The sequence below is a fragment of the Chitinophaga sedimenti genome (assembly GCF_023156195.1).
GTDB classification, from domain to species: domain Bacteria; phylum Bacteroidota; class Bacteroidia; order Chitinophagales; family Chitinophagaceae; genus Chitinophaga; species Chitinophaga sedimenti.
Genome location: NZ_JAKUKA010000001.1, coordinates 3,621,461 through 3,642,672, shown reverse-complemented (window position 1 = coordinate 3,642,672; position 21,212 = coordinate 3,621,461). Strand labels below are relative to the sequence as shown.

At 48.2% G+C, this 21,212-nt stretch carries 19 protein-coding genes, 1 tRNA gene and 3 pseudogenes; 11 read left to right on the top strand and 12 right to left on the bottom strand.

Annotated elements, in window-relative coordinates; genetic code table 11:
* The first annotated feature begins 429 nt into the window (after window positions 1-429).
* Both MKQ70_RS20760 and MKQ70_RS20755 read left to right on the top strand, forming a co-directional pair.
* Complete coding sequence (locus tag MKQ70_RS20760; RefSeq protein WP_248074048.1) at window positions 430-777, top strand: cupin domain-containing protein; 348 nt, start codon at window positions 430-432, stop codon at window positions 775-777.
* A gap of 281 nt (window positions 778-1,058) precedes the next feature.
* Window positions 1,059-1,640: a hypothetical protein gene (locus MKQ70_RS20755; RefSeq protein ID WP_248074046.1), complete on the top strand. Its 582-nt coding sequence runs from the start codon at window positions 1,059-1,061 to the stop codon at window positions 1,638-1,640.
* Here the strand turns inward: MKQ70_RS20755 and MKQ70_RS20750 are convergent.
* Complete coding sequence (locus MKQ70_RS20750; RefSeq protein ID WP_248074044.1) at window positions 1,637-3,076, bottom strand: glycoside hydrolase family 9 protein; 1,440 nt, start codon at window positions 3,074-3,076, stop codon at window positions 1,637-1,639. The genes MKQ70_RS20755 and MKQ70_RS20750 overlap by 4 nt on opposite strands.
* A gap of 695 nt (window positions 3,077-3,771) precedes the next feature.
* Between MKQ70_RS20750 and MKQ70_RS20745 the strand changes: the two genes are divergently transcribed.
* Genes MKQ70_RS20745 through MKQ70_RS20735 form a run of 3 tightly spaced genes read left to right on the top strand, consistent with a single transcriptional unit; the run spans window position 3,772 to window position 6,060 of the window.
* Window positions 3,772-4,434: an ABC transporter permease gene (locus MKQ70_RS20745; protein ID WP_248074042.1), complete on the top strand. Its 663-nt coding sequence runs from the start codon at window positions 3,772-3,774 to the stop codon at window positions 4,432-4,434.
* Window positions 4,398-5,222: an FtsX-like permease family protein gene (locus tag MKQ70_RS20740; protein WP_248074040.1), complete on the top strand. Its 825-nt coding sequence runs from the start codon at window positions 4,398-4,400 to the stop codon at window positions 5,220-5,222. Before MKQ70_RS20745 ends, MKQ70_RS20740 begins: the two co-directional genes overlap by 37 nt.
* Before the next feature lies 1 nt (window position 5,223).
* Complete coding sequence (locus MKQ70_RS20735) at window positions 5,224-6,060, top strand: ABC transporter permease (protein ID WP_248074039.1); 837 nt, start codon at window positions 5,224-5,226, stop codon at window positions 6,058-6,060.
* Between the two features lie 128 nt (window positions 6,061-6,188).
* Here the strand turns inward: MKQ70_RS20735 and trxA are convergent, their stop codons facing one another.
* The 9 genes and pseudogenes from trxA to MKQ70_RS41360 all read right to left on the bottom strand — a co-directional run bounded on the left by trxA (window position 6,189) and on the right by MKQ70_RS41360 (window position 13,395).
* Complete coding sequence (trxA, locus tag MKQ70_RS20730; protein WP_248074038.1) at window positions 6,189-6,506, bottom strand: thioredoxin; 318 nt, start codon at window positions 6,504-6,506, stop codon at window positions 6,189-6,191.
* A 230-nt stretch (window positions 6,507-6,736) separates the two neighbouring features.
* On the bottom strand, window positions 6,737-7,297 hold the full coding sequence (locus MKQ70_RS20725; protein ID WP_248074037.1) for a thioredoxin family protein: 561 nt from the start codon (window positions 7,295-7,297) through the stop codon (window positions 6,737-6,739).
* Complete coding sequence (locus MKQ70_RS20720; RefSeq protein WP_248081531.1) at window positions 7,294-8,211, bottom strand: IS3 family transposase; 918 nt, start codon at window positions 8,209-8,211, stop codon at window positions 7,294-7,296. Before MKQ70_RS20720 ends, MKQ70_RS20725 begins: the two co-directional genes overlap by 4 nt.
* 4 nt (window positions 8,212-8,215) lie before the next feature.
* The gene (locus MKQ70_RS20715; RefSeq protein WP_248074036.1) at window positions 8,216-8,614 is read right to left on the bottom strand and encodes a hypothetical protein; all 399 of its coding nucleotides are present in this window, start codon (window positions 8,612-8,614) and stop codon (window positions 8,216-8,218) included.
* Window positions 8,615-8,713: 99 nt separating this feature from the next.
* A pseudogene (locus MKQ70_RS20710) lies at window positions 8,714-9,999 on the bottom strand (TonB-dependent siderophore receptor).
* A 257-nt stretch (window positions 10,000-10,256) separates the two neighbouring features.
* Window positions 10,257-11,105 carry a TonB-dependent receptor gene (locus MKQ70_RS20705; protein WP_248074035.1) on the bottom strand — a complete coding sequence of 283 codons (849 nt, stop codon included), beginning with the start codon at window positions 11,103-11,105 and terminating at the stop codon, window positions 10,257-10,259.
* 114 nt (window positions 11,106-11,219) lie between these two features.
* On the bottom strand, window positions 11,220-11,855 hold the full coding sequence (locus MKQ70_RS20700) for a response regulator transcription factor (RefSeq protein ID WP_248074034.1): 636 nt from the start codon (window positions 11,853-11,855) through the stop codon (window positions 11,220-11,222).
* 80 nt (window positions 11,856-11,935) lie between these two features.
* On the bottom strand, window positions 11,936-12,223 hold the full coding sequence (locus tag MKQ70_RS20695) for a sensor histidine kinase (protein ID WP_248074032.1): 288 nt from the start codon (window positions 12,221-12,223) through the stop codon (window positions 11,936-11,938).
* A complete protein-coding gene (locus MKQ70_RS41360) occupies window positions 12,220-13,395 on the bottom strand; it encodes a sensor histidine kinase (RefSeq protein ID WP_248074030.1) in 1,176 nt (391 codons plus the stop codon). Before MKQ70_RS41360 ends, MKQ70_RS20695 begins: the two co-directional genes overlap by 4 nt.
* A 783-nt stretch (window positions 13,396-14,178) precedes the next feature.
* Here MKQ70_RS41360 and MKQ70_RS20685 point away from each other — a divergent pair.
* The 3 genes and pseudogenes from MKQ70_RS20685 to MKQ70_RS20675 form a co-directional block, all read left to right on the top strand.
* Window positions 14,179-16,356 (top strand): annotated as a pseudogene (locus MKQ70_RS20685) (GH92 family glycosyl hydrolase); the annotation flags it as partial.
* Window positions 16,357-16,474: 118 nt separating this feature from the next.
* The gene (locus MKQ70_RS20680) at window positions 16,475-16,654 is read left to right on the top strand and encodes a hypothetical protein (protein WP_248074028.1); all 180 of its coding nucleotides are present in this window, start codon (window positions 16,475-16,477) and stop codon (window positions 16,652-16,654) included.
* Between the two features lie 8 nt (window positions 16,655-16,662).
* Window positions 16,663-17,181 carry a basic secretory protein-like protein gene (locus tag MKQ70_RS20675; RefSeq protein WP_248074026.1) on the top strand — a complete coding sequence of 173 codons (519 nt, stop codon included), beginning with the start codon at window positions 16,663-16,665 and terminating at the stop codon, window positions 17,179-17,181.
* A gap of 51 nt (window positions 17,182-17,232) precedes the next feature.
* Here MKQ70_RS20675 and MKQ70_RS20670 read toward each other — a convergent pair whose 3' ends face one another.
* Entirely contained in the window at window positions 17,233-17,934 is a 702-nt protein-coding gene (locus MKQ70_RS20670) for an SMUG2 DNA glycosylase family protein (RefSeq protein ID WP_248074024.1), read from the bottom strand.
* A 28-nt stretch (window positions 17,935-17,962) separates the two neighbouring features.
* Here MKQ70_RS20670 and MKQ70_RS20665 point away from each other — a divergent pair, with 28 nt between their 5' ends.
* Window positions 17,963-19,477: a glycosyltransferase family 39 protein gene (locus tag MKQ70_RS20665; protein WP_248074022.1), complete on the top strand. Its 1,515-nt coding sequence runs from the start codon at window positions 17,963-17,965 to the stop codon at window positions 19,475-19,477.
* Between the two features lie 57 nt (window positions 19,478-19,534).
* Window positions 19,535-19,608: transfer RNA gene (locus MKQ70_RS20660), tRNA-Asp, on the top strand.
* 66 nt (window positions 19,609-19,674) lie between these two features.
* Here the strand turns inward: MKQ70_RS20660 and MKQ70_RS20655 are convergent.
* Window positions 19,675-20,187: pseudogene (locus tag MKQ70_RS20655) on the bottom strand (putative polyvalent protein kinase domain-containing protein); the annotation flags it as partial.
* Window positions 20,188-20,624: 437 nt separating this feature from the next.
* Here MKQ70_RS20655 and MKQ70_RS20650 point away from each other — a divergent pair.
* Window positions 20,625-21,206 carry a Crp/Fnr family transcriptional regulator gene (locus MKQ70_RS20650; protein WP_248074020.1) on the top strand — a complete coding sequence of 194 codons (582 nt, stop codon included), beginning with the start codon at window positions 20,625-20,627 and terminating at the stop codon, window positions 21,204-21,206.
* The last annotated feature ends 6 nt before the right edge of the window (window positions 21,207-21,212 follow it).

Sequence of the window (21,212 nt, the reverse complement as noted above, 5' to 3'; positions counted from 1 at the left end):
AATAATTGTGTTATCTTGCCGCTCGATTTCAAAAACCAATCATGGAAAAAGGCGCTTTTTTCTACAGGGCTCTTATTGTGTAAAATGTCCTTGAAGCGAGCTTGAAAACGCCCCCTGTACGCCCGTTTATCATGTAATGTTAGAGAAATCCTTGAAGGCCGTTAAGCCGGTCTGATCGTATCATAGGTTTACCAACTTTTTGCCGGAATATTCCCCTATACCAGTTCCGTGATGTGCATATTGCAGGTTTTACAGCCTCGCGTCGCAGGTTCAGGTATATACGAAAGTTATAAACCTACTTTTTCAATAGCTGACTTATCGCTTTTTTTTCTCATAAACAAAGTTTAGGTTGACGGGCTGCTCTTTAGGGCGGCCCTATTTTTTATCAGTGCTAATTACCGTTCTTTGTACTCATAAATAAGTATCAGGATGAATCAAGATGTTTTTATTGAAGATGCAGGTATGGACTGGGATGACCTGGGTGGCGGCGTACGCCGTAAGATCATGGCATACGATGACCGCGTGATGCTTGTGAAAGTTGCTTTCGAAGCCGGCAGCATCGGCACTATTCATCAACACCCGCATACACAGATATCTCACATCCGGGAAGGGGTATTTGAAGTAGAAATCGGCGGAAAGAAACAAGTGCTTAAAGCCGGTGACGCTTTTTTGCACCGCCAAATACAGATCACGGGGTACGCTGCCTCGAAAAAGGTGTGCTGGTGGATGTATTCAGCCCAATGCGAGAAGATTTTATCTAAGCTGAAGAAATGTTAAAATATTATTATGTGTTATCGGGGATTTTGTATAATTTACGGCCCCGATAACGTTTTGTATCCGGGAATTTGGTTTGATATTGTTAAACGTCGGCTCCAATTTAGATAACCCTAAAGACAGACACTGGCCATTATGCCTAAGAGTAAGGACTTTCCTTTAAACCGGAGATTGAAAAAAGCGAAGTAACAGCGTTTATTGAGAACGGTGGCGCTAAGCTGCACCGGGAATATACTTTCGACTTTTATGAAAAATACCGGAACGGTGCAGAGAAAAGAGACCAGGTGTATGAGCTGCCCAATGGCGACTTCATTTATGTATTTGACCCTGCAGGTGCCAGCGTTCCCGGGAAGGGAAACTACTGGCAGAAAGAAGCGTTCCTTCGGTTTGTGAGTTGGAAAAAGCGGGTGGACGAAGATTATAAAAATGGTCGTGCCGCTTCGGTTGATCACTGGCGCTACTATACCCGCCTCGGTAATCGCCTTATCGAATCCGGCGGCGGCCTGCTGGAGGTCATCAGCTCAGAACTTGGTATTCCCCGTGATAAGCTGGATTTCGGCTACGAAAGCCTCGCGCTCATAGACGCCGCTATCATCGGATATGATCTGGATAATGCCTGGAAAACGTTGTACGATGCGCTGGTCTTTTATATCGGCCAAATCATCGTAGAGCGGGTAAATGGCACCTGGGACATCAACACCAAACATTACGGTGGCGATTATCCCTACGTAACCGTATTGGGCACCGGGCTGCAATACATGCCCATTAATATTGTCCGCAGCGAGTTGGATGGTGTAAAAGACAGCAACCTGCGCAAGGCCACCTCCGACGAAATCCGTATCCATGCGTTCCGTAATGCGGATTAACGCGGATATGCGGCTTCTATCGCCCAAATGAGGTACACCAGTGGCGCGTTCCAGTTAATAGCAATTTCGTTGGATGCATAACTGCAGTCATCGTCCGTATACGCTTCGTCCGGCACTTTGGATACGTAGGTCGTGCATTTGTCCTGCATACCGGGATTAGGGCCGCCTGCCAGCAGGCCTGGTACCGGCTCAGGAATGCCGTCGGCAACGGATACGCGATGGTGCGGGTGCATCACGCGTTTGCTGCCAAAGCCGGTTAAGTAACAATAGCCGGTAGCATTGCGGCCCATGAGATAGTCGAGCAAAGCCACGGCGCCGTTCAGGTAACGTTTGTCTTTGGTGAACTTATAAGCCTGCATTAAAGCAATGCCCTGGTTGGCCACCACGGAATTACTACCCCAGGTAAAATCTCCCGCTTTTTTGCCCATCACGACCTGGTAAGTCGTGGAGTCGCTGCCGGACAGGAGGTTGTCGGCAAATGCGATCACGTCTTTCTTCATACCTGCATCATACCTAGCCATGGTATAATAGGCGAGCACGCCTACTTGTCCCCATGAAGGCACCTGCCAGTACCGGACAGCCATCCTGTTGATATGCGGTCTGTATTGTTCGTCCTTCGTAGTAGTAAACAATTCCGCTGCGGCCCAGGAAAGCTCATCGTCAAACTGGGCGTTGCCATATTCGCCGGTAACCACGGGCGGTTGGAATTGTTTGTTCATCTCATCCTGCCGGTACGGCTCCTTTGGATGTTGTAGCGCCCATTGCCAGGCTTTAGTAGCCGCTTCTCGACAGGCCAGGGCGAGCGGTTTATCAATTTTAGCATACACGCGCGCCGCCTGGGCGGTAACGGCGGCAAAGTCCAACGTGGCCGCAGTACTTTTCTTCACTACGTAACGCGGTTGCGTCGCCTGTTCCGGCATAATCATCCCGTCGAACGATGCGTTCGTCAGTTTATGGTAAACGCCACCATCGGCGGGGTCCTGCATCGTAAGCATCCAGCGGAGGTTATAGCTTACCTCGTCGAGTATATCCGGTATTTTGTTATTGCTCTCGGGAATGTTGAGGCGTATCCCTTTGCAGTATTGCGGATAATCTTCGTATAAAGAGAGCAGCGTGCCCATAGTAATACCGCTGTTCACGATGTACTTATTGTAGTCGCCTGCGTCGTACCAGCCTTCCGGCGAGCTTATTTTTCCCTTTTGACCGGTAGATGGATGGAGTAGTACAATATTATCCGGGTGACCGGCCTCGCGGGCCCATTGACCGGCATAAGCGCGCTCGAGTGGCATGGAAGCACGCTGGTAGTAAAAGGCTTTCATGGCCGCCTGTCCCGCCTGTTCATGCGGATGTCTGGCAATGTAAAACAGGGGTGAAGGGCCAGCCACGCATACCAGCTTATAACGACTTTCGTGTTGAAGACCGGTGAAATCGGCCACCCATGTAGTATGTGGTGAATAACTGTTACGGAAAGGACCCGATAAAGTGCCCCGGTAAGCAGTATCGCCGGAGGTTGCGGTAATAATGTAAAGCGCCGCCCGTATTGGAGCGCACTATCGCTTTTTTGGGCCCGTCGGTATAAAAGCCTATCTGGTTAACGGATACAAGCTGGGCAAAAAGTGCATTGCACACAAGTAAGGCACATAACGTGGTATATAACTTAGGGAACATCCTGATCTCGGGTTTCCATCAAAATAAAAAAATATTTCCCCTTTTTTCCTGAAAGTTCACCCATAACGTCGGCTAAAGCGTCTTTAATATAGTTTCACTGACAAAATGAGCTGGGAATCCAAATCTATCAAACGCCGGAATGCATCTTCATTTATGGCTACTAAAAATAACACTTACACCGGATTTCCAACTCAGGATTTAGATTTTGCTAAATGAGTCCCCGGCCTCTCCAGGCCGGGTTTCTCTTTTATGGGTGTGCAGAACCGGGCGGACGATGTACCGAAAACGGACAGGTTGCAAAATTCAATTGTCTGATTATCAACTGTTTTTTAAAGTGGCATGTTTTTAACAGTTGTGGCGTCAATGCTTAAACCATGTTAAAGAACTATCTCAAGACTGCTTTCCGGAACCTGTGGCGCCATCGCGGCTTTTCGCTGATCAACATCCTGGTTTATCTGTGGGCATGACAGCCTGCCTGCTCATTTTTCTGTATGTGTCTTTTGAACTGAGTTATGATAACTTTCATGACAAAGGTGATCGTATTTACCGCGTGGTAACCGACCTTAAAACGAAGTCGGAAACTATACACGCCAGCTCTACCTCCTATCCGATGGGGGTGAACATTCAGCAGGATTTCCCGGAAGTGGAGATGGTTACTTCCTTTTACCAGATCAGCAGCCTCATAAAACATGGTGATCTGAAGTTCCAGAAAAAAAACATCCTGCTGGCGGATACCACCGTGTTTCAGCAGTTTACTTTTCCCTTGGTGCAGGGTAATATTAAAGACGTGTTTAAAACGCCAAAAGAGGCAGTGTTGTCCGAACGCGCCGCCGCCAAGTATTTTGGAACGGAAGACCCCATTGGCAAAACGCTGATGTTTGAAGATAGTACCCTGGTAACGGTTACAGGGGTGATGCAGAATATGCCGGAGAATTCGCAGATCAAAACCGATATATTGTTGCCCATGACGCTGTTGACGAGCAATGATCGCGGGCTATTCAACTCCTGGGGCAACTTTGGCTGGCAAACCTTTTTGCTGCTGAAGCCTGGTACAGACTACAAAAACTACAGGCAAAGCTGCCTGCCTTCATGGAGCAGCGTTTACCCCAGGACCAGCGGGAAATGACCTATACGCTGTACCTGGAGCCCCTGGGCGATATATACCTGAAATCAACCCGGGGCAGTTACGAATCCGGGAGCATGAGTAATGTTTATATCTTCTCTATCGTTGGGATTTTTATCATTGTCATTGCCTGTATCAATTTCGTGAACCTGACTACCGCACGCGCCACCGAACGTGCCAAAGAAGTGGGCGTGCGTAAAGTGATTGGCGCCAGTCGCGGTGAACTGGCGCTCCAGTTCCTGGGTGAGTCGGTGGTGATTTGCGTAATCTCATTTGTAATAGCGCTGTTTCTCTCAGCCCTGGCAAGTCCTTTGTTTAACATGCTTTGCGGCAAGGCAGTGAGTGTGCATCTTTTCAGTCATGTTGATCACTTGTTATTATTGCTCGCCGTTGCGCTGGTTATCGGGCTGCTGGCTGGCTTTTATCCGTCGGCGGTATTATCGAATTTTAAACCGGTATCGGTGCTGAAAGGGCGCTTTATTTCCGGTAAAAGCGGTTTGGCTTTGCGCAAAACGCTGGTGGTGGTGCAGTTTGCAGTATCTATTATTTTGATTGCAGGAACAATCGTGGTATATAAACAGCTGTACTTCATGCGCCATCAGCAAATGGGGTTTGACAAGGAACAGCAGGTGATATTAACGTATAACCAGGATAACCTGATAAACGGGCAGTTACCGCGCATGCGGCAGGAGTTGGAAAGTGTGCCCGGTGTGCTGGCTGCCAGCGCTTCGGGCCGGACCCGGTACACAGCAATGGGGCGCGTTCACAGAATTGGAAAACAAGGATGGTGAAATGCAGTCCGCCAACCTGGATCTGTATAATGTTGATTTCGGGTTCCTCGAGCAGTTGGGTGTAAAGATGGCTGCCGGCCGCTCTTTTGATGTGAAGTATGCTACTGACTCCACCGACGCGCTCATTCTCAATGAATCTGCTACGCGCCTGTTGGGTTATCGTAAGCCGGCGGAAATTATCGGTAAGAAGTTTTCGCAATGGGGGCGTACCGGGCAGGTAATCGGGGTGGTAAAGAACTTCAATTACCGTAGTCTGCGCGATACGGTAAACGCTTTATCTATTCGGCTGTCGCCCGCCAATTGTGCTATGTTCCTCGTTAAGCTGAAGGCAGGCGACCCATCCAATACGATGGCGGCACTGGAGAGCAAGTGGCGGGAACTGGCGCCGCACCGGCCATTTAAAGCAGATTTTCTCGATGAAAATTTCGACAAGCAATATGATGCGGAGCAACGGTTCTCACGGTTGTTCTTCTATTTCGCAGGACTGGCAATCATCATATCCTGTCTGGGATTACTGGGACTGGCCGCCTACAGCACCGTGCAGCGTACGCGCGAAATCGGTATCCGCAAAGTGTTGGGCGCTTCTGTAACGAATATTACCGCGCTATTATCGAGAGAGTTTATTATACTGGTGCTGATCGCTTTGTGCATTGCCGCTCCGGTGGCCTGGTTTGCCATGGATCAATGGGTACGCGGATTTGCTTACCGTGCGCCGGTAAGCTGGTGGGTTTTTGCACTGGCCGGATTGCTGGCCATTGCCGTTGCTCTCCTCACCGTGAGTTTCCATGCTGTAAAAGCCGCAGTGGTAAACCCGATCAAGAGTTTACGAACAGAATAGATTCCGCCCTTCTATAAAAGCAAAAGCCGCTTCGATAAACGGAGCGGCTTTTTTTTTTATGAACAAGGCCGGCGGCTGTGCGTCATTTTCCAATCTGTTCTTTCGATATGCCCGGCCTGGATATTCTTTTAGATATTCGCCTGTATTTTCTTTTCCAGCACGGATTTTGGTACTGCGCCAACCTGCTTGTCTACTACCGATCCACCTTTGATGAATAGTACGGTAGGGAGATTGGTTACGCCGTATTTTACGGAAATCTCCGGGTTGGTGTCCACATCGATTTTACCAATGTTTACTTTGCCGGCGTAATTGTCGGACAGGTCGTTGATGATGTTGCCAAGGGCGCGGCAGGGGCCACACCAGGCAGCGGTGAAATCTACAACACTGAGTTTATCTGACTGCAGCACTTCGGCTGCGAAATTCTGATCGGTGAAAGTGAGTGCCATGTGTTTGAGTTTATGCTGCTAAAGTAGGCCGGTTTCTCTTTGCACAAATATTGATTGATCTGATGTTCATATCGAAGAAATTGATAGTTGCAGCAATGGCAGTATGGGGGAGGATTTGGGCGCTAACATGGGAACATGGTAAGTTGGCGGGGTTGACAGTAACAGTAAATTAAATTATACGCGCGCGGTGATGAGTGCCGGCCCCTGACGTGAAGCCGGCACATAATTGCTTAGTGACGCATGTCCGTTTCAATTTTGCGAAAGCGGGCGGTGATCGTTGCCAGTTCTTTGTCAGACAGTTTCGCGGTTTGTTTCAACACTTTAATAAAGTAATTCACTTCTTTTTCGCTGGCGGGACAACCTACATTTTCACCGGAAGTGTGCATGTCCGCGCCATCTGGACGAATTTGCGAATCGGCCAGTGCTTTACCATTTTTATCGAAGATGATCCAATAGGGAATGCCCGACCTGCCGGCGCCATATTCTGCCATCAATTCGTCGCCACCGGCATTTTCGTCGGCTTTGTGCTTATCGGTTTCCTTTACAACGATGTGGCGTACCACGAAGTTTTTATCGAACAGCGGTTTGCACGGCAGCGTGCTCATAGCTGTATCCATCTTATGGCACCAGCCGCACCAGGAAGCGTGAAAAATGAGGAATACCTTTTTATTTTCTTTTGCTGCAACGGTAGTGGCTTCTTTCAATATTGCGGAAGTGCTGGGCGCCGTTTGCTGTTGTGCGAGAGCAGCAGTGCCCAGCAATAACAGTAAGGGAAGGAAGTATACTTTCATCGTGATGCTTTTTTGTTTCTTAAAGATAATGGGTTTTTGGAGAACCAGTCCGGGAGGGCAGTATGAATCGTCCTGAAAAAGTTGACGGTTAAAATATCATCCCAGTTGCTTTTTGCGGCTGGGATATTTTTTTGATGTACACTATCAGGCGTTCGATAGTTTAAAGATAGATGTGGTCTTTTGCTGTTGTATATAGCAATTGACTCATGCACCATTTTTACAGTATTGGAGCTGTTTACTCTTAGTTCATCAAGTAAAAACTCCTCCTTTATCGTTCTATTCATCCTTTCGGCGAGCGCATTCTCGTAAGGATCGCCGTTTTCGGTCATACTCATCTGTATATTATTGGCGAGGGCAATTCTAACGTACTCTTTACTACAATATTGTAATCCTCTGTCCGAATGATGCACCAGTGGATGCTTATAAATACGATTTCCAACCGCCATTTTTAACGCCGTGGCTATGGTGAGCGCCTCCATATTATCACTTATACTGTATCCAACGATCTTACGACTATAAGCATCTGTGATCATGTTCAGGTATAGATTTCCATCAAGTGTTTTCAAATAAGTAATATCTGTTACCCAAAGCTGCTCTGGCTTATTGATAGTCATTGATTTAGTAAGGTTTGGATACTTTCGCAGCCAATGCTTTGAGTTGGTCGTTTGAATATATCTCTTCCGAGGGCGGATCAATAAATGCTCTGCCTTCAAAAATTTAAACAGAACGTCTCGCCCAATTTTAATTGAATCCTTATGCAGCCATGGTTTAATTAAATTATACAGCTTACGTGTGCCCAATCTGGGCATACCAGCCCTGGTTTTCATCACCATCTCCCTAACCTGGCGTAGCTCCTGATATCTGTGAGCCCGATCAGTTTTGTGCTTGTAGTAGGCTTGTCGGCTGTATCCCAGCAGCTTACATACGCCATTTACCCCTAAGAGCGGGGCTTGGGCTTGCTGGACTGTTCGGGCATATACTTTTTCGGATATCCGTTTTCAGCATATCGTTGGCTATATCAATAGCGGTATTAAGTACATGAACTTTTTCTTTCTCCCTGGCTAAAAGGGCTTCTAGTTCTTTAATACGTTGTTCAGGCGTCTTTTGTGTAGACATAGTTGGAAGTTCTTTCCAATCTAAGTTACTATGTTTTTTAAACCAATTTGCTATCGTACAATGTCCCTGAATCCCATACTTTCGATCAGCCTGGTCAAAATTGAGCTCTCCTCGTTCTATTTCACCAACTACCTGTAATTTAAAGGCTAAGCTATAACTCTTCTGCGTTCGCTTAAATCTAGTGAAATCATTGTTTCCCATAATAAGTTCGTTTTAAGTGTCAACTTATTTCAGGACGGAGCAGTAGATAAAGAAAGGGCCGGTCTACTGACCAGCCCTTCGCTATAATAGTACGAAGCATTAAAACTTCAACGTCAGGTTGCCGGAGAAACGCCGCGGCATGTTCACCTCGATGGTGGTCCAGCCGGAGTAGTAACGCTCGTTTGTCAGGTTGTCCAATTTGAAACCGATGCGGTATTTCGGTTTGTCGTAAAACAGCGACGCATTAAACACGGTGTAGGACGGCAGGATAAACTGGCCGGTGGTAATCGTGTTTACCACGATGTTTTCTGAGGCGTAGTTGCCACCGAAGCCAAGTCCCAGGCCATTCACAATGTCGTTTACGCCGTCAAGTTTGTAGCTGATCCGGGCGTTTGCGAGGTGTTTAGGACCTGCATCTACCGGGCGCAGCCCTTTTGTATCGGCTACGGTGTTTTCATTTTTCGCATCGTTGTAGGAGTAACCCGCCACGATGTTCAGGCCACGAACGGGATTGGCGATCACTTCGGCTTCAAAACCTTTACTGCCACGTTGCCTTCCCGGATAAAGAAGTTGGCGCGGGTAGGATCGTTGATTACTACATCTTTTACATAAATGTCGTAGTAGCTCAGGCTACCGGTGAGTTTACCGCCGAGCAATTCGCTTTTAATACCGGCTTCCCACTGGTTGGCCTGTTGGGGTTTAAACGTAGTAACGGTGCCATCGCCCTGTGCGCGCGGCGCTACGTTGCTGAAGCCGTTCATGTAGTTACCGAAAACAGACAGTTTGTTTTTAAGGATTTCGTACACCGCGCCAAATTTTGGCGAGAAGGCCGTTTGGTAAAAAGCACTGTTCGCTGTGGTGGTGCCGGAAGTCATGTTATACGATCCTTTGTTCTCGAAGTAGTCCACACGCAGGCTGGCCATTACATTCAGCTGCTCGGTGATGTTGAACACGTCGGATACATAAGCACTGTACGTACTGGTTTCCGTGCGGGTTTTACTGTTCGCCAGGTTCGCCATTTTCGCGGTTATGGCAGACGAAGTGAGGGTGCCATAACGGGCGCCCGGGTTCATTGCTCTTACAGTGTCGAAAGGAATATAGGGGCTGGCATTATTGTCGTTGCGGATAAACAGGTAATCCACGCCGGCTACCACCCTGTTACGGAACTGGCCGATGTTGAAATCGCCGGTAAAGTTCTGCTGCAGGTCAATAAACATATTGGTGGCATCCTGGTTATTTACCCAGCGTTGCAGCGAGTCGCCTGTAGGACGAATGCTGTGGTACGAATAAACGCCCTGTGATTTGCGGGTACTGGTAGAAACGTTGGTTTCAGATATCCAGTGGTCGCCGATTTTATTGGTCATTTTACCAAATATATTCAGCACCGGCGTTTTGATGGTAATATCGTTGCCGGTCCAGGAGCGGGTAAAGTCTATTTTAAGATCATCGGGACTGAACTGTTGCAGGGCTATGCCGCGTGGCAGGAAGTATGACGGGGCGTTGGTGCCTTCAGCCTGCTGGATTTCGGCGCGGAACTCCGTGGTGCTGCGGTCGCTCACTTTGTAGGTAAGGCTGGGAGCGATAAAGAACGATTTCTTAAAACCTGCGTCCTGCCAGCTGCCTTCGTAGTGGTACGCGGCGTTCAGGCGGAACAGTGCTTTGCCAGCGGAATCCAAGGGGGTATTGATGTTGGCCGTAATGCGGTTGAGGCCGTAAGAGCCGCCGGTATAGCCAACTTCCGCTTTAAAACCTTCCTGTGGTTTTTGGTAACTACGTTAATAAGACCGCCGAAGTACGATACGCTGCTGCCAAACAAAGTACCAGATGGACCTTTAATCACTTCTATGCGCTCCATGTTGGCGGGATCGGGCGTGCCGTTGGCGGCGCCGGCCAACCCGTTTACCAGTTTAGGCTGCAACGAAAAGCCACGGAGGGAATAGTAGCCCATGCCATCGCCACCGCGGCCGGTAGCCGCCCACAACTTGTTAATGCCCGGTGCATTTTTCAGTGCATCGTCAAAATTGGTTACTACCTGTTCTTTCAACAGCTCTTTATTGATGGTAGTGTATACCTGCGGATTTTCCAGGTTGCGGATCGGCAGGCGTGCAACCTGTTGTGATTCTTTATTTGCGAACTTATTACTCACCACTTCTACGGCCTGGAGCTCTCGTTCGGAGGCTTTCAGGCGGAAGTTAGCCGTGGTCGTTTTGTCTTCTTCCACCATTACGGTTTCGGAAATCGTTTCATATCCTATTAAGGAAATTTGGAGGGTGTAAGTGCCGGCCGGGAGCCTGCGGATAATATAAACACCTTCGCTGTTGGTTACTTCGCCTTTCTTACGTTCTACGATCTGGATCGTTACGCCGGGTGCTGGTGTTCCGTCGGACGTTAATACCGTTCCGCGGATAATGCCAAACGCATCGGGATTCTCGTTACTTGCCATGGCGGCAAACGGGAGGAAGATCAAGACCAGCTTCAATATATACTTCATGCCTTACTAGAAAATTTTGGCAAAGGTAGAGGCATGCTGATCAACCGGCTTACGCAATCGGGAAAATGATTTACGCAATCGGGAAAACAGGCGACGAATGACAGTTTCCGGACATTACCGGGCCGACACATTAAAAATAAATCCCACACCATACACATTGTCGATGCTGACCATGGCGGATTTGCCCGTGTGTTTACGCAGGCGGGAAACAAATACGTCCAGGCTGCGCCCGAGGAAATAATCATTATCTCCCCAGAGTTGTTTTAAGATGTCTTCCCTCTTGAGGATGCGATTTTCGTGTTGGAAGAGGAAGCCGAGCAGCTCTGCTTCCCGCGGTGTTAAGATGATTTCTTTATGGGGGCCGATGAGGAGTTTAAATGCTTCCGGATAAAATTTTACATCGCCGCGTTCGATGAAGTTGCGGTTGCCGGGCTCCAGGGGAGCGGCGTGCTGGTGGCGTTTCAGGATATTCCGGATGCGCAGCACCAGCTCGTCGATATCGAAAGGTTTGGTAATGTAATCATCGGCGCCGATTTTTAGTCCGTGCAACCGGTCCGCACGCTCGTTGCGCGCGGTGAGGAACAGGAACGGCACATGCTCGTTCACTTTGATCACTTCCTGCGCCAGTGTAAAACCGTCCATGTCGGGAATGCTGACATCGATGAGCAGGATATTGTACTGCTGGGGATTTGACTGGAAGTGCAGCAGGGCTTTGGTACTCTGCTGGTACCATGTAACCTCAAAATCCATGATCTCCGGTACTGGCGCACCACGTTGCCCAAATCCGTTTCGTCTTCTATCAATAAAATTTTCGGTTTCATGCTCACTATTTAAAAGGGAATGGTGATGGTGAAGGTGCTGCCTTCGCCGGGCGTGCTCTGTACGCTGATTTTCCAGTGATGCGCGTCTATCGCCTGTTTCGCGTAGTACAATCCTAACCCCAGTCCTTTAATCTGCTGGTTATTATTTTTGATGTTCCGGTAAAACTTATCAAACACCTTTTCTTGCGTATCCGTATCCATCCCGATACCGTTATCTTTTACGCGGATGTATATATTCTTTTTATCGGAGGATGTTTTAACGTCGATCGTTTTATTGGTTTGCGTGTTATACTTCACGCCATTGTCCAGATGTTCAGCAGCAGTGTGGTTATCCAGAATGGATCGGCCATTACTTCATCATGCGTGGCTTCTTTTACGAAGCTGAGCTGCACATTGGTGCCGGCAGTTTTCAGGCGGTAATCGAGCATGATTTCTTCGAGCAGGGCATGCAGCGATTGTGGGCGCATGTTTACCGGCGTCTGGTCCATCGTGGTAATGTTCAGTACCTGGCCGATGAGGTTTTTCAGGCGCTCGGCCTGCCGCTGGATCACATCGGTGAGTGGCGGAATATTCTGTTGGTTGGCGATGATTTTGCCATTTCGCAAACTTTGATTCGCTACCAGGATCGCCGATAGAGGTGTATGGAATTCATGTGTAATACTGTTGATGAAATCCGATTTCATTTCGGACAGCTTCTTCTGCTTTTGCCAGTTGCGGAACGTGATGTAATAGATCGTCACCACCGCCAGTATAGAAAACAGCGACAGCAAGAGGTTCGGGAGCATCAGTCGCAGGATGGCGAGTTTGCGGTTCGGTGTATCTACATGCAAACTGTAGGCGATCCGGTAGCTGTAGTCAATACTGGAACTGATGGTAAGCCGGGTGATCAGGTTTTGTTCGTTCAGGTCTTTCAATGTGCCGCCGATGTGGGCGCCGTATTGATCGATGCTGACGGCGCGAATGAGGTCGTGCGGTGTATTGAGACTGAACAACGGCACGGCTTTGTCTTTGGCAAAGTTTACATCCACCAGCCGTACGGTGAGCGAATACGCCAGCTCGCGCTGCAGGTTGTATTTGCGGCGGGTTTCCTGTATGATGCTGTCAAGACTGTTGTGTTGCCTGAGTAAAGCAAAGGTGCTGTCCATCACCTGCTGGCTGAAAATATCAAATGCTTTTCTATCGGTATGATACAGCCGCTCGAACTCGTACATGTACTTGTTGACGTACGTTTCAATGAGTTTGGCGCCGCCGGGAAACATTTTATCATCGCGGACATTGCGGCCGTATTCCTCTTCGATCCATTTCTTTTCTTCCAGGAAATAGTGCTGGTTCTTCAACTCATACGTGTTGTATAACAGGAAAAACAACACCGACGATAGTACCAGGAAACTGGCGATGGCGGTGACCCTGAGCAACGCGATAGACGAACGTACATTGAACATAGCGGCTTGAAGATAGACATTCTTCACATGGTGTAATACTATTTTACCGCCATTTAATTTCTGTTAACAATGTGTTTGAGGTCCGTTAACAGCTTGTCGCACAATACCGTGGTAATTTTAACCACAGAAATTAAACATCAACCTTAATAAAGAAGTTCAGCCTGAACAACGGGCAGGGGCGCGGCGGTAACCAGCTGCGCCTGCTGTCCGGCCTGTACCTGCCGTGTATAATTCAACTAACTATAAATAAAGCTACTATGGCGACGGCATTGTGCCGCCGCCTGTACCGCTGTTACCACTTAATGATTTGGTTATTATTAGACGAGCAACAGCAAAAGCTGTTTATAGGGCGCAGGTCTCTGCGCCCTTGCAGTTTAAAGCGGCGCGCGTCATGTAAATGTCATCGGTGTGGGCGTGACCGTGTTTATCCCCCGCATCGGGACCAGGGAATTGTTGATCAATCGTAACCTTTTACCGAAGCATGGCATAGGCAAAAGGCAAATATTATCTTTAAGCGAATCGAACATCAACCATTACAATGCTGCCAGTCCGCAGCTTCACATCCATAAGGAAAAATAACCAATCATATAAAATAAGGAGTGGCCGCCGCTTTGCTGTTTACCGTCCGCCAAAGCGGAAAAGCGGGGAAAAAGAGAGAGACGGGCGGCCACATTCCTCTTCAGAAACGAACAGCAATACGTATATTGCTGATCATTTTGCAAAACCGGTTCAGCCTCCCTGTTAAAGAGGGTTTAGAATCAACCTAAAACAACCAGAAAACAGTATCCCTGAACGGGAAGTCAACAGCATATGAAGAAAGTAATAGTAGCGGCATTCGCGTTAATGTCCATCAAAGCCCAGGCGCAGTACGTGCAGGGGCCTGTCACCGACCCGGCGGAATGGGTAAATCCCCTGATGGGTACCGATTCCAGGGGTGAGTTATCCAATGGTAATACCTATCCGAGTATTGCATTACCCTGGGGTATGAACTTTTGGACGCCGCAAACAGGCGGCATGGGCGATGGCTGGCAGTACACTTACGGCGCCAGCAAGATCCGTGGTTTAAAGCAAACACACCAGCCTTCTCCCTGGATGAACGATTATGGTATGTTCTCCCTCATGCCTGTAACCGGTGCGCCTAAGTTTAATGAAAAAGACCGCGCCAGCTGGTTTTCGCATAAAGCGGAAGTGGTAAAGCCTTACTACTATAGCGTATACCTCGCCGACCATAATGTAACCGCGGAAATGACACCCACCGAACGTGCGGCTGCTTTCCGTTTCACCTTCCCTAAAACGGCCAGGTCGTATGTAGTGGTAGATGCGTTCGATCGCGGTTCTTATATTAAAGTGATTCCTGCAGAAAGAAAGGTAATTGGTTACAGCACCCGCAACAGCGGCGGCGTGACTAAAAACTTCCGCAACTATTTCGTGATTGTGTTCGATGAGCCGTTCGAAACTTCTTTTGCGTGGAAAGACGGGAAGGAGACTGCTGACGCGGAGCAAACAGGCAACCATACCGGTGCGGTCGTGAAGTTTAACGTGGCGGCGGGCAAACCGGTGAACGCTAAAGTGGCATCGTCTTTCATCAGTTTCGAGCAGGCGGAAATCAACCTGAAGGAAATTGGTACTGATAATTTTGAAACGGTAAAGAATAAAGCGAAAGATACCTGGAACAAAACGCTTGGCCGTATCACGGTTGAAGGTGGTACGGTAGACCAGGTGCGCACGTTTTATTCAACGCTTTACCGCATGCTTTTCTTCCCCTTAAAGTTGTATGAGAAAGATGCGCAGGGTAATATTATCCACTACAGCCCGTACACCGGTAAAGTAACACCTGGTTACATGTTTGCCGGTACCGGCTTCTGGGATACGTTCCGCGCGCAATATCCTTTCTTAAACTTGATGTTTCCTGCTATTAATAAGGAAATGCAGGAAGGTTTGATCAACGACTATAAAGAAGGCGGCTGGCTGCCGGAGTGGTCTAACCCCGGTTACCAGAACATCATGGTGGGCAATAATTCTGCATCTGTAGTAGCGGATGCTTACATGAAGGGGCTGCGTGGTTACGACATCAACACCCTGTACGAAGCCATGATCAAAGGTGCCAATAATGAAGGTCCGATTGACGCTGTAGGCAGGAGAGGAGCGAAATATTACACCACGTTGGGTTATGTGCCTTACAACGTGGGTATCAACGAGAACGCTGCCCGTACGCTGGAATATGCATATGACGACTTCGCCATCTGGAAACTGGCGGTGGCGTTGAAGCGCCCGGCTGCGGAGATCGAAACCTACGCAAAGCGTTGCATGAACTACCGCAACCTCTTTGATCCGGAAACTAAATTGATGCGCGGTAAAAATGAAGACGGTAAGTTCCAGACGCCGTTTAATCCGTTGAAATGGGGGATGCATTTACCGAGGGTAATAGCTGGCATTACACCTGGAGCGTATTCCACGACATCCGGGGGCTGCAGGACCTGATGGGCGGCCGCGAAATGTTCGTACGCATGCTGGATTCTGTATTCATCATGGCGCCCGATTTCGATGACAGCTACTATGGAGGGGTGATCCACGAGATCCGCGAAATGCAGGTCGCCAATATGGGACAGTACGCACACGGCAACCAGCCGATCCAGCATATGGCCTACCTGTACAACTACGCAGGGGAGCCCTGGAAAACGCAATATTGGGTGCGCGAGATCATGAACCGCTTGTACAAAGCCACTCCAGATGGTTATTGCGGCGATGAAGATAACGGGCAAACTTCCGCCTGGTACGTGTTCTCCGCACTCGGATTTTATCCTGTTTGTCCGGCTACCGACCAGTACGTGTTAGGTGCGCCGCTGTTTAAGAAAGCGACGCTGCACCTGGAGAATGGTAAGAAGTTCGTGATCAGTGCACCTGCCAACAGCGAGGAGAACCGCTATGTAAAAGCGGTGCAGGTAAATGGAAAGGCCTGGGATAAAACCTGGATCAGCCATACAACGCTGATGGCTGGCGGTACCGTGAATATCAACATGACCGCTGCACCGGAGAAAACAAGAGCTACAAATAAAACTGCTTATCCATATTCATTTTCTGTCAACAAATAACTAGTAACATCAAGATGAAAAAATTAACTATTGTTATGCTGATGCTGCTGGCTGCATTCAACGCCGGCGCGCAGGAAAGAAGGAACGACTGGAACTATATCAGCCCCGAAGGTATCGTGTCGAAAGACTCTATTACCCGTGGCGAGTATACCCTGATCTTCATCAACAAAAAGAAGGCTTTTCCGATGCCCTGAAAACAAGGATGATCGAAACTTTCTTTACCGTGTACCCTTTGCAGGCCAAAACCTATAATCCCAACACGCGTAAGAAAGTAACTTTCCTGGTTGATCCTACTTATGATGGTGTGGCTGCTACGGCGGGTTCTATCATCCGTTACAACCCGGCCTGGTTCGATAAACATCCCGGCGATATCGATGTGGTAACGCACGAAGCCATGCACATTGTGCAGTCGTACCGCCGTGGTGGACCTGGTTGGGTTACCGAAGGTATTGCGGATTACGTACGTCATACGATGGGGGTAGACAATCCCGGTGCCGGCTGGACGCTGACGCCTTTCTCCGACAAACAGAACTACGATAACGCTTACCGCATTACAGCCCGTTTCTTTGTTTGGATAGAGAAGAACGTGAAGCCCGGCTTCGTGGTAAAGCTGAACGAAGCGATGCGCGAAGGCAAATACAACGACGGTATCTGGAAAGAATGGACCGGTAAAGACGTGAAAGAACTGTGGAGCGCTTACGCAGCGAATCCTGTGATATAATTCAATCAAGACGTATTGCTGAAGGCCCCGGCGTTTGCCGGGGCTTTGCTATTATTTGAACTCCGCGAATGCGGCGAGGTATTTATCGATGTATTCCGATTTGCGTTTGAGCCGGTATTGCATAATAAAGCGGGGGTGTTCCAATGGCACGATCTTTTCGAAGAAGCGTTCTGTTTCGTTGAGTTTCGTGAGAAAGGCCGCATTTTTACCAGTGCCGAAGCAGTAACACACTTTTGTGTCGATACCGAATTCCAGCTGCTGGCGGATGCTTTTCACCATGAAATCGTACACGGCGATGGTGAGCGGCTTGCTATCGTAATAGTTATAATTGATCTCGGATCCGTTGGGTTTAACAGATGTGAAGCCCAACGGCGATACGGAGGCGAAGTAGAAATCATGGTAAAAGGCTTCCGGGCCACCATAGGCTTCAATTACATCGTATACGAACACAGAAGAGGGTTCGTGGGTTTTAATTCCCTCGATGCGGATGCCCACGACATCTGCCAGCCGTTTGGTATCCGTAAAAGGAATGCCGGTAGCGCCGGAGCCCAGGCGGCCGGGATTAATACCCATGATCATACGGCGCGGGTGCTGATCGCTGTAGTATTTGCGGTAGAACTGCTGCATGATATCCATCACCTGCGGCTGTTCGCGGAATGGGTTCATGATACGGATACCCGGCGGCAGGGAGCCGGTATATTCCAGGTGGCGGTTAAACGCAATAACTTGTTCGGCGAAGGTGTGCTTTTTCATGCCCCATAAAATTACTATCTTAATAGATATGGAAAAAGCCCCGATAAGCCAGTCGACCTTCCTGCTGGTCGCTTTCCTTGTCTTAAAGATCGTGCTTAGCTTCTGGCTGGTGAATGACGTGTATGAACTGCACCGCGATGAATTTCTGCACCTGGATCAGGCCAATCACCCGGCAGCGGGGTATTTGTCGGTGCCACCGTTTACTGCTTTTGTGTCGTTGCTGATCAGGTGGCTGGGTAACAGTGAGTGGGTAGTACGGCTTTTTCCCGCCCTTTTTGGTGCAGCTACGATCTTTCTTTGCTGGAAGATGGTGGAATTACTGGATGGCAGCCTGTTCGCGAAGTGCCTCGTCGCCATCGCCTGCCTCTGTTCGGCATACCTCCGCCTAAATACCCTATATCAACCTAACTCATTTGATGTGCTGGCCTGGGCCGCAGTGTTTTACAGCCTGATGCGGTACTTTAAGGACGGGCGGCCTGCAAACCTTTATGCACTGGCGGTTTGGGCAGCATTGGGCTTCCTGAACAAGTATAACATTATATTTCTCTTACTTGGGTTGCTGCCGGCGGTGTTGGTAACGGAACAGCGGAAAATGTTTACACATAAACATTTTTACGGCGCTTTGCTATTGATGATCGTGCTGGTTTCGCCCAATGTTATATGGCAGATCGTTAACCACTTCCCGGTGTTAAAACACATGAAGGAATTGCAGGAAACGCAGCTGACGCACGTAAACCGGGCAGATTTCTTCAAGGAGCAGTTGCTGTATTTTGCCTGCGCGATATTTGTGCTGCTCGGTGGATTTATTGGCCTGTTAGTGCATCGCCCGTGGCGGGAACACCGCTGGGTATTGTTCACTTATGTTGCGACCATCGCACTTTTCAGTTTTTTTAACGCAAAGGGGTATTACGCGTTAGGATTGTACCCGGTAATACTGGCATTCGGCAGTGCTTACCTCTCACTGAAATTAAAGCGCTGGCCTTTTCGTGCGCTATTGCTGGCTTTCACAATAGGCACGTTCATCTGGCTGATCCCGTTTATCATGCCTGTTTATTCACCAGTGCAGATTATCGCGGAGCACAACCGCTTTCAAAGATTAGGTTTGTTGCGCTGGAACGACGGCCAGGAGCATGACCTGCCGCAGGATTATGCAGATATGACGGGCTGGAGAGAGCTGGCGGCTATTGTCGACAGCGCATATAACCTGGTGCCCGATAAAAACGGCTTGCTTATTTTGTGCGATAATTATGGCGAAGCGGGCGCGATAAACTATTACTCGGCTTTCGGAAATATTGGCGCTACCTCGTTCAGCGCGGATTATAAATACTGGATGGACTTAACTGTGCCGGTACGGACGAAGATTCGTGTGCGTGAATTCGATTCGCGGGAAGCAGCCACGAAAGATTCTTTAGACTATCGCAGCATGCGCCGCATCGGAGAGGTGCGTAATCCATATTCGCTGGAACGCGGTACGGCTGTGTATTTGCTGCATGATCCGAAGGTGGACGTGAACGCAGAATTGCGAAAATATCTGGTAGAATAAAAATATTTTGTGATAATCAAAAAACTGTATTAATATTGCAACCCGGAATTACGGAATGGATCGGTAGTTCAGTCGGTTAGAATGCCGCCCTGTCACGGCGGAGGTCGCGGGTTCGAGTCCCGTCCGGTCCGCAGGAAACGTTTGAAAGCTCACATGAAAGTGTGGGCTTTTTTGTTTTGGGATGTATTAGAAATAAATTATGGATCAAGTTGAAAATTATTCCTGAAATGCAGTGTAGAAAACCGTGTCGATAAAAAGAGGTTGTTGGAATTGACAATTACATTTTCATCGTGAATATCTTCTAGTATTATCCCTAAATCCTTGTTGTAGTAATTGTTAGTAGCAATCCCATTTCTTTTACGATTTTCAAAACCATTAAATGCAAGCAATTTGGTAACGTCTGTAAGGTCTACAGCATCATCGGAGGTAACAAAGGGTTGTTGCACTACAGTACATAGCGTTTCATTGATTTCAATAAATCCGAAAAATTCATAGGCTGTATTCGGGAAAAGAAGGTTGTGAATTAGGATGCTATTGAAGAATTCTAACCAGGTAGCATAATATACGGCATCATTGTATTTTATTACACTATTACTGACGGCATCAAAATACACACTGGCTTCGCCGCCTCTGGCTAGGAATTTATTTGAGTCTGGGGGTTGGGTTAACCAAAGATCATTGTCTTTAGCAAATTTAATCAGGCATTCGGCCTGCTCTTTTTGATGATTGCTTTACTTTCGAAATCTCTTTTAACCGTTGTACTTGTGCTAAAGCTTCGGCATAAGAAATTCCTGATTGTTGTGCAATGATCCGCTGCCCCCTCAATGACAATTCCTTTAGTGATATATTCAAGTTTGCTTCTGGTATCATTATTGTCCATTTGATGTAAAAATAGCTAATTTGACTTAGAATACAAATGGATGCGTTTTGTGATTTGATAATCAATTACTTATGCTCTAAATTGCCAATAGGAAGATTTAACTTCAGCCCCACAACCTTCGCGCAAGAAGTTTAGCAGTAATGCTAAATCTCTTTTCAGTTTACGACACTACTTTATGGCATTTATCGCTCACTATAAGCCGTAAACCAAACCCGACCAACCCTCCGGAGCAGGAAGCAACACAGGTTTTCCTATCTTTAACCCTCCATGAGCGAACATCTTCTACTAACTACCTTGCAGCAACGCCACCACTTCCCGAAAGCGGAGTTCGAAAAGCTCCTGAGCTTTTTCGAAGAAGCATATCTGCCCAAAAACGAACGACTGTTCACAACGGGTACCGTGGTAAAGCATGTATGCTTCCTGGTGAAAGGCTGCATGCGGCAATACCATATTACCGCCAATGGCGACGAACGTAACCTGTTTTTTGCGGAGGAGGGCTGGTGGTGTGGAGAAATGGATAGCTTCATCAATCTCACTCCTTCTACAATGAGTATGCAGGCAGTGGAGGATTGTTATATGCTGTCAATGGATCGTGAGAAATGGGAGTATGCAACGAGAACAATCCCGGATTATGCGCTGTACCAGATAAAGAATCGCGGTTATACGGTAGCCTGGCTGAAAGGTATGCTCAGCAACATGAGTGTGGAAACACCTGACGAGAAATACCGCCGTATTCTGAAAGAAACACCGCACTGGATTAATCGGCTGCCGCAGTACCAGATTGCCAGTTACCTCGGCGTGACACCTGAAACGCTTAGCCGTATCAGGAAAAGAAATATGCGGTTGTGACACTTT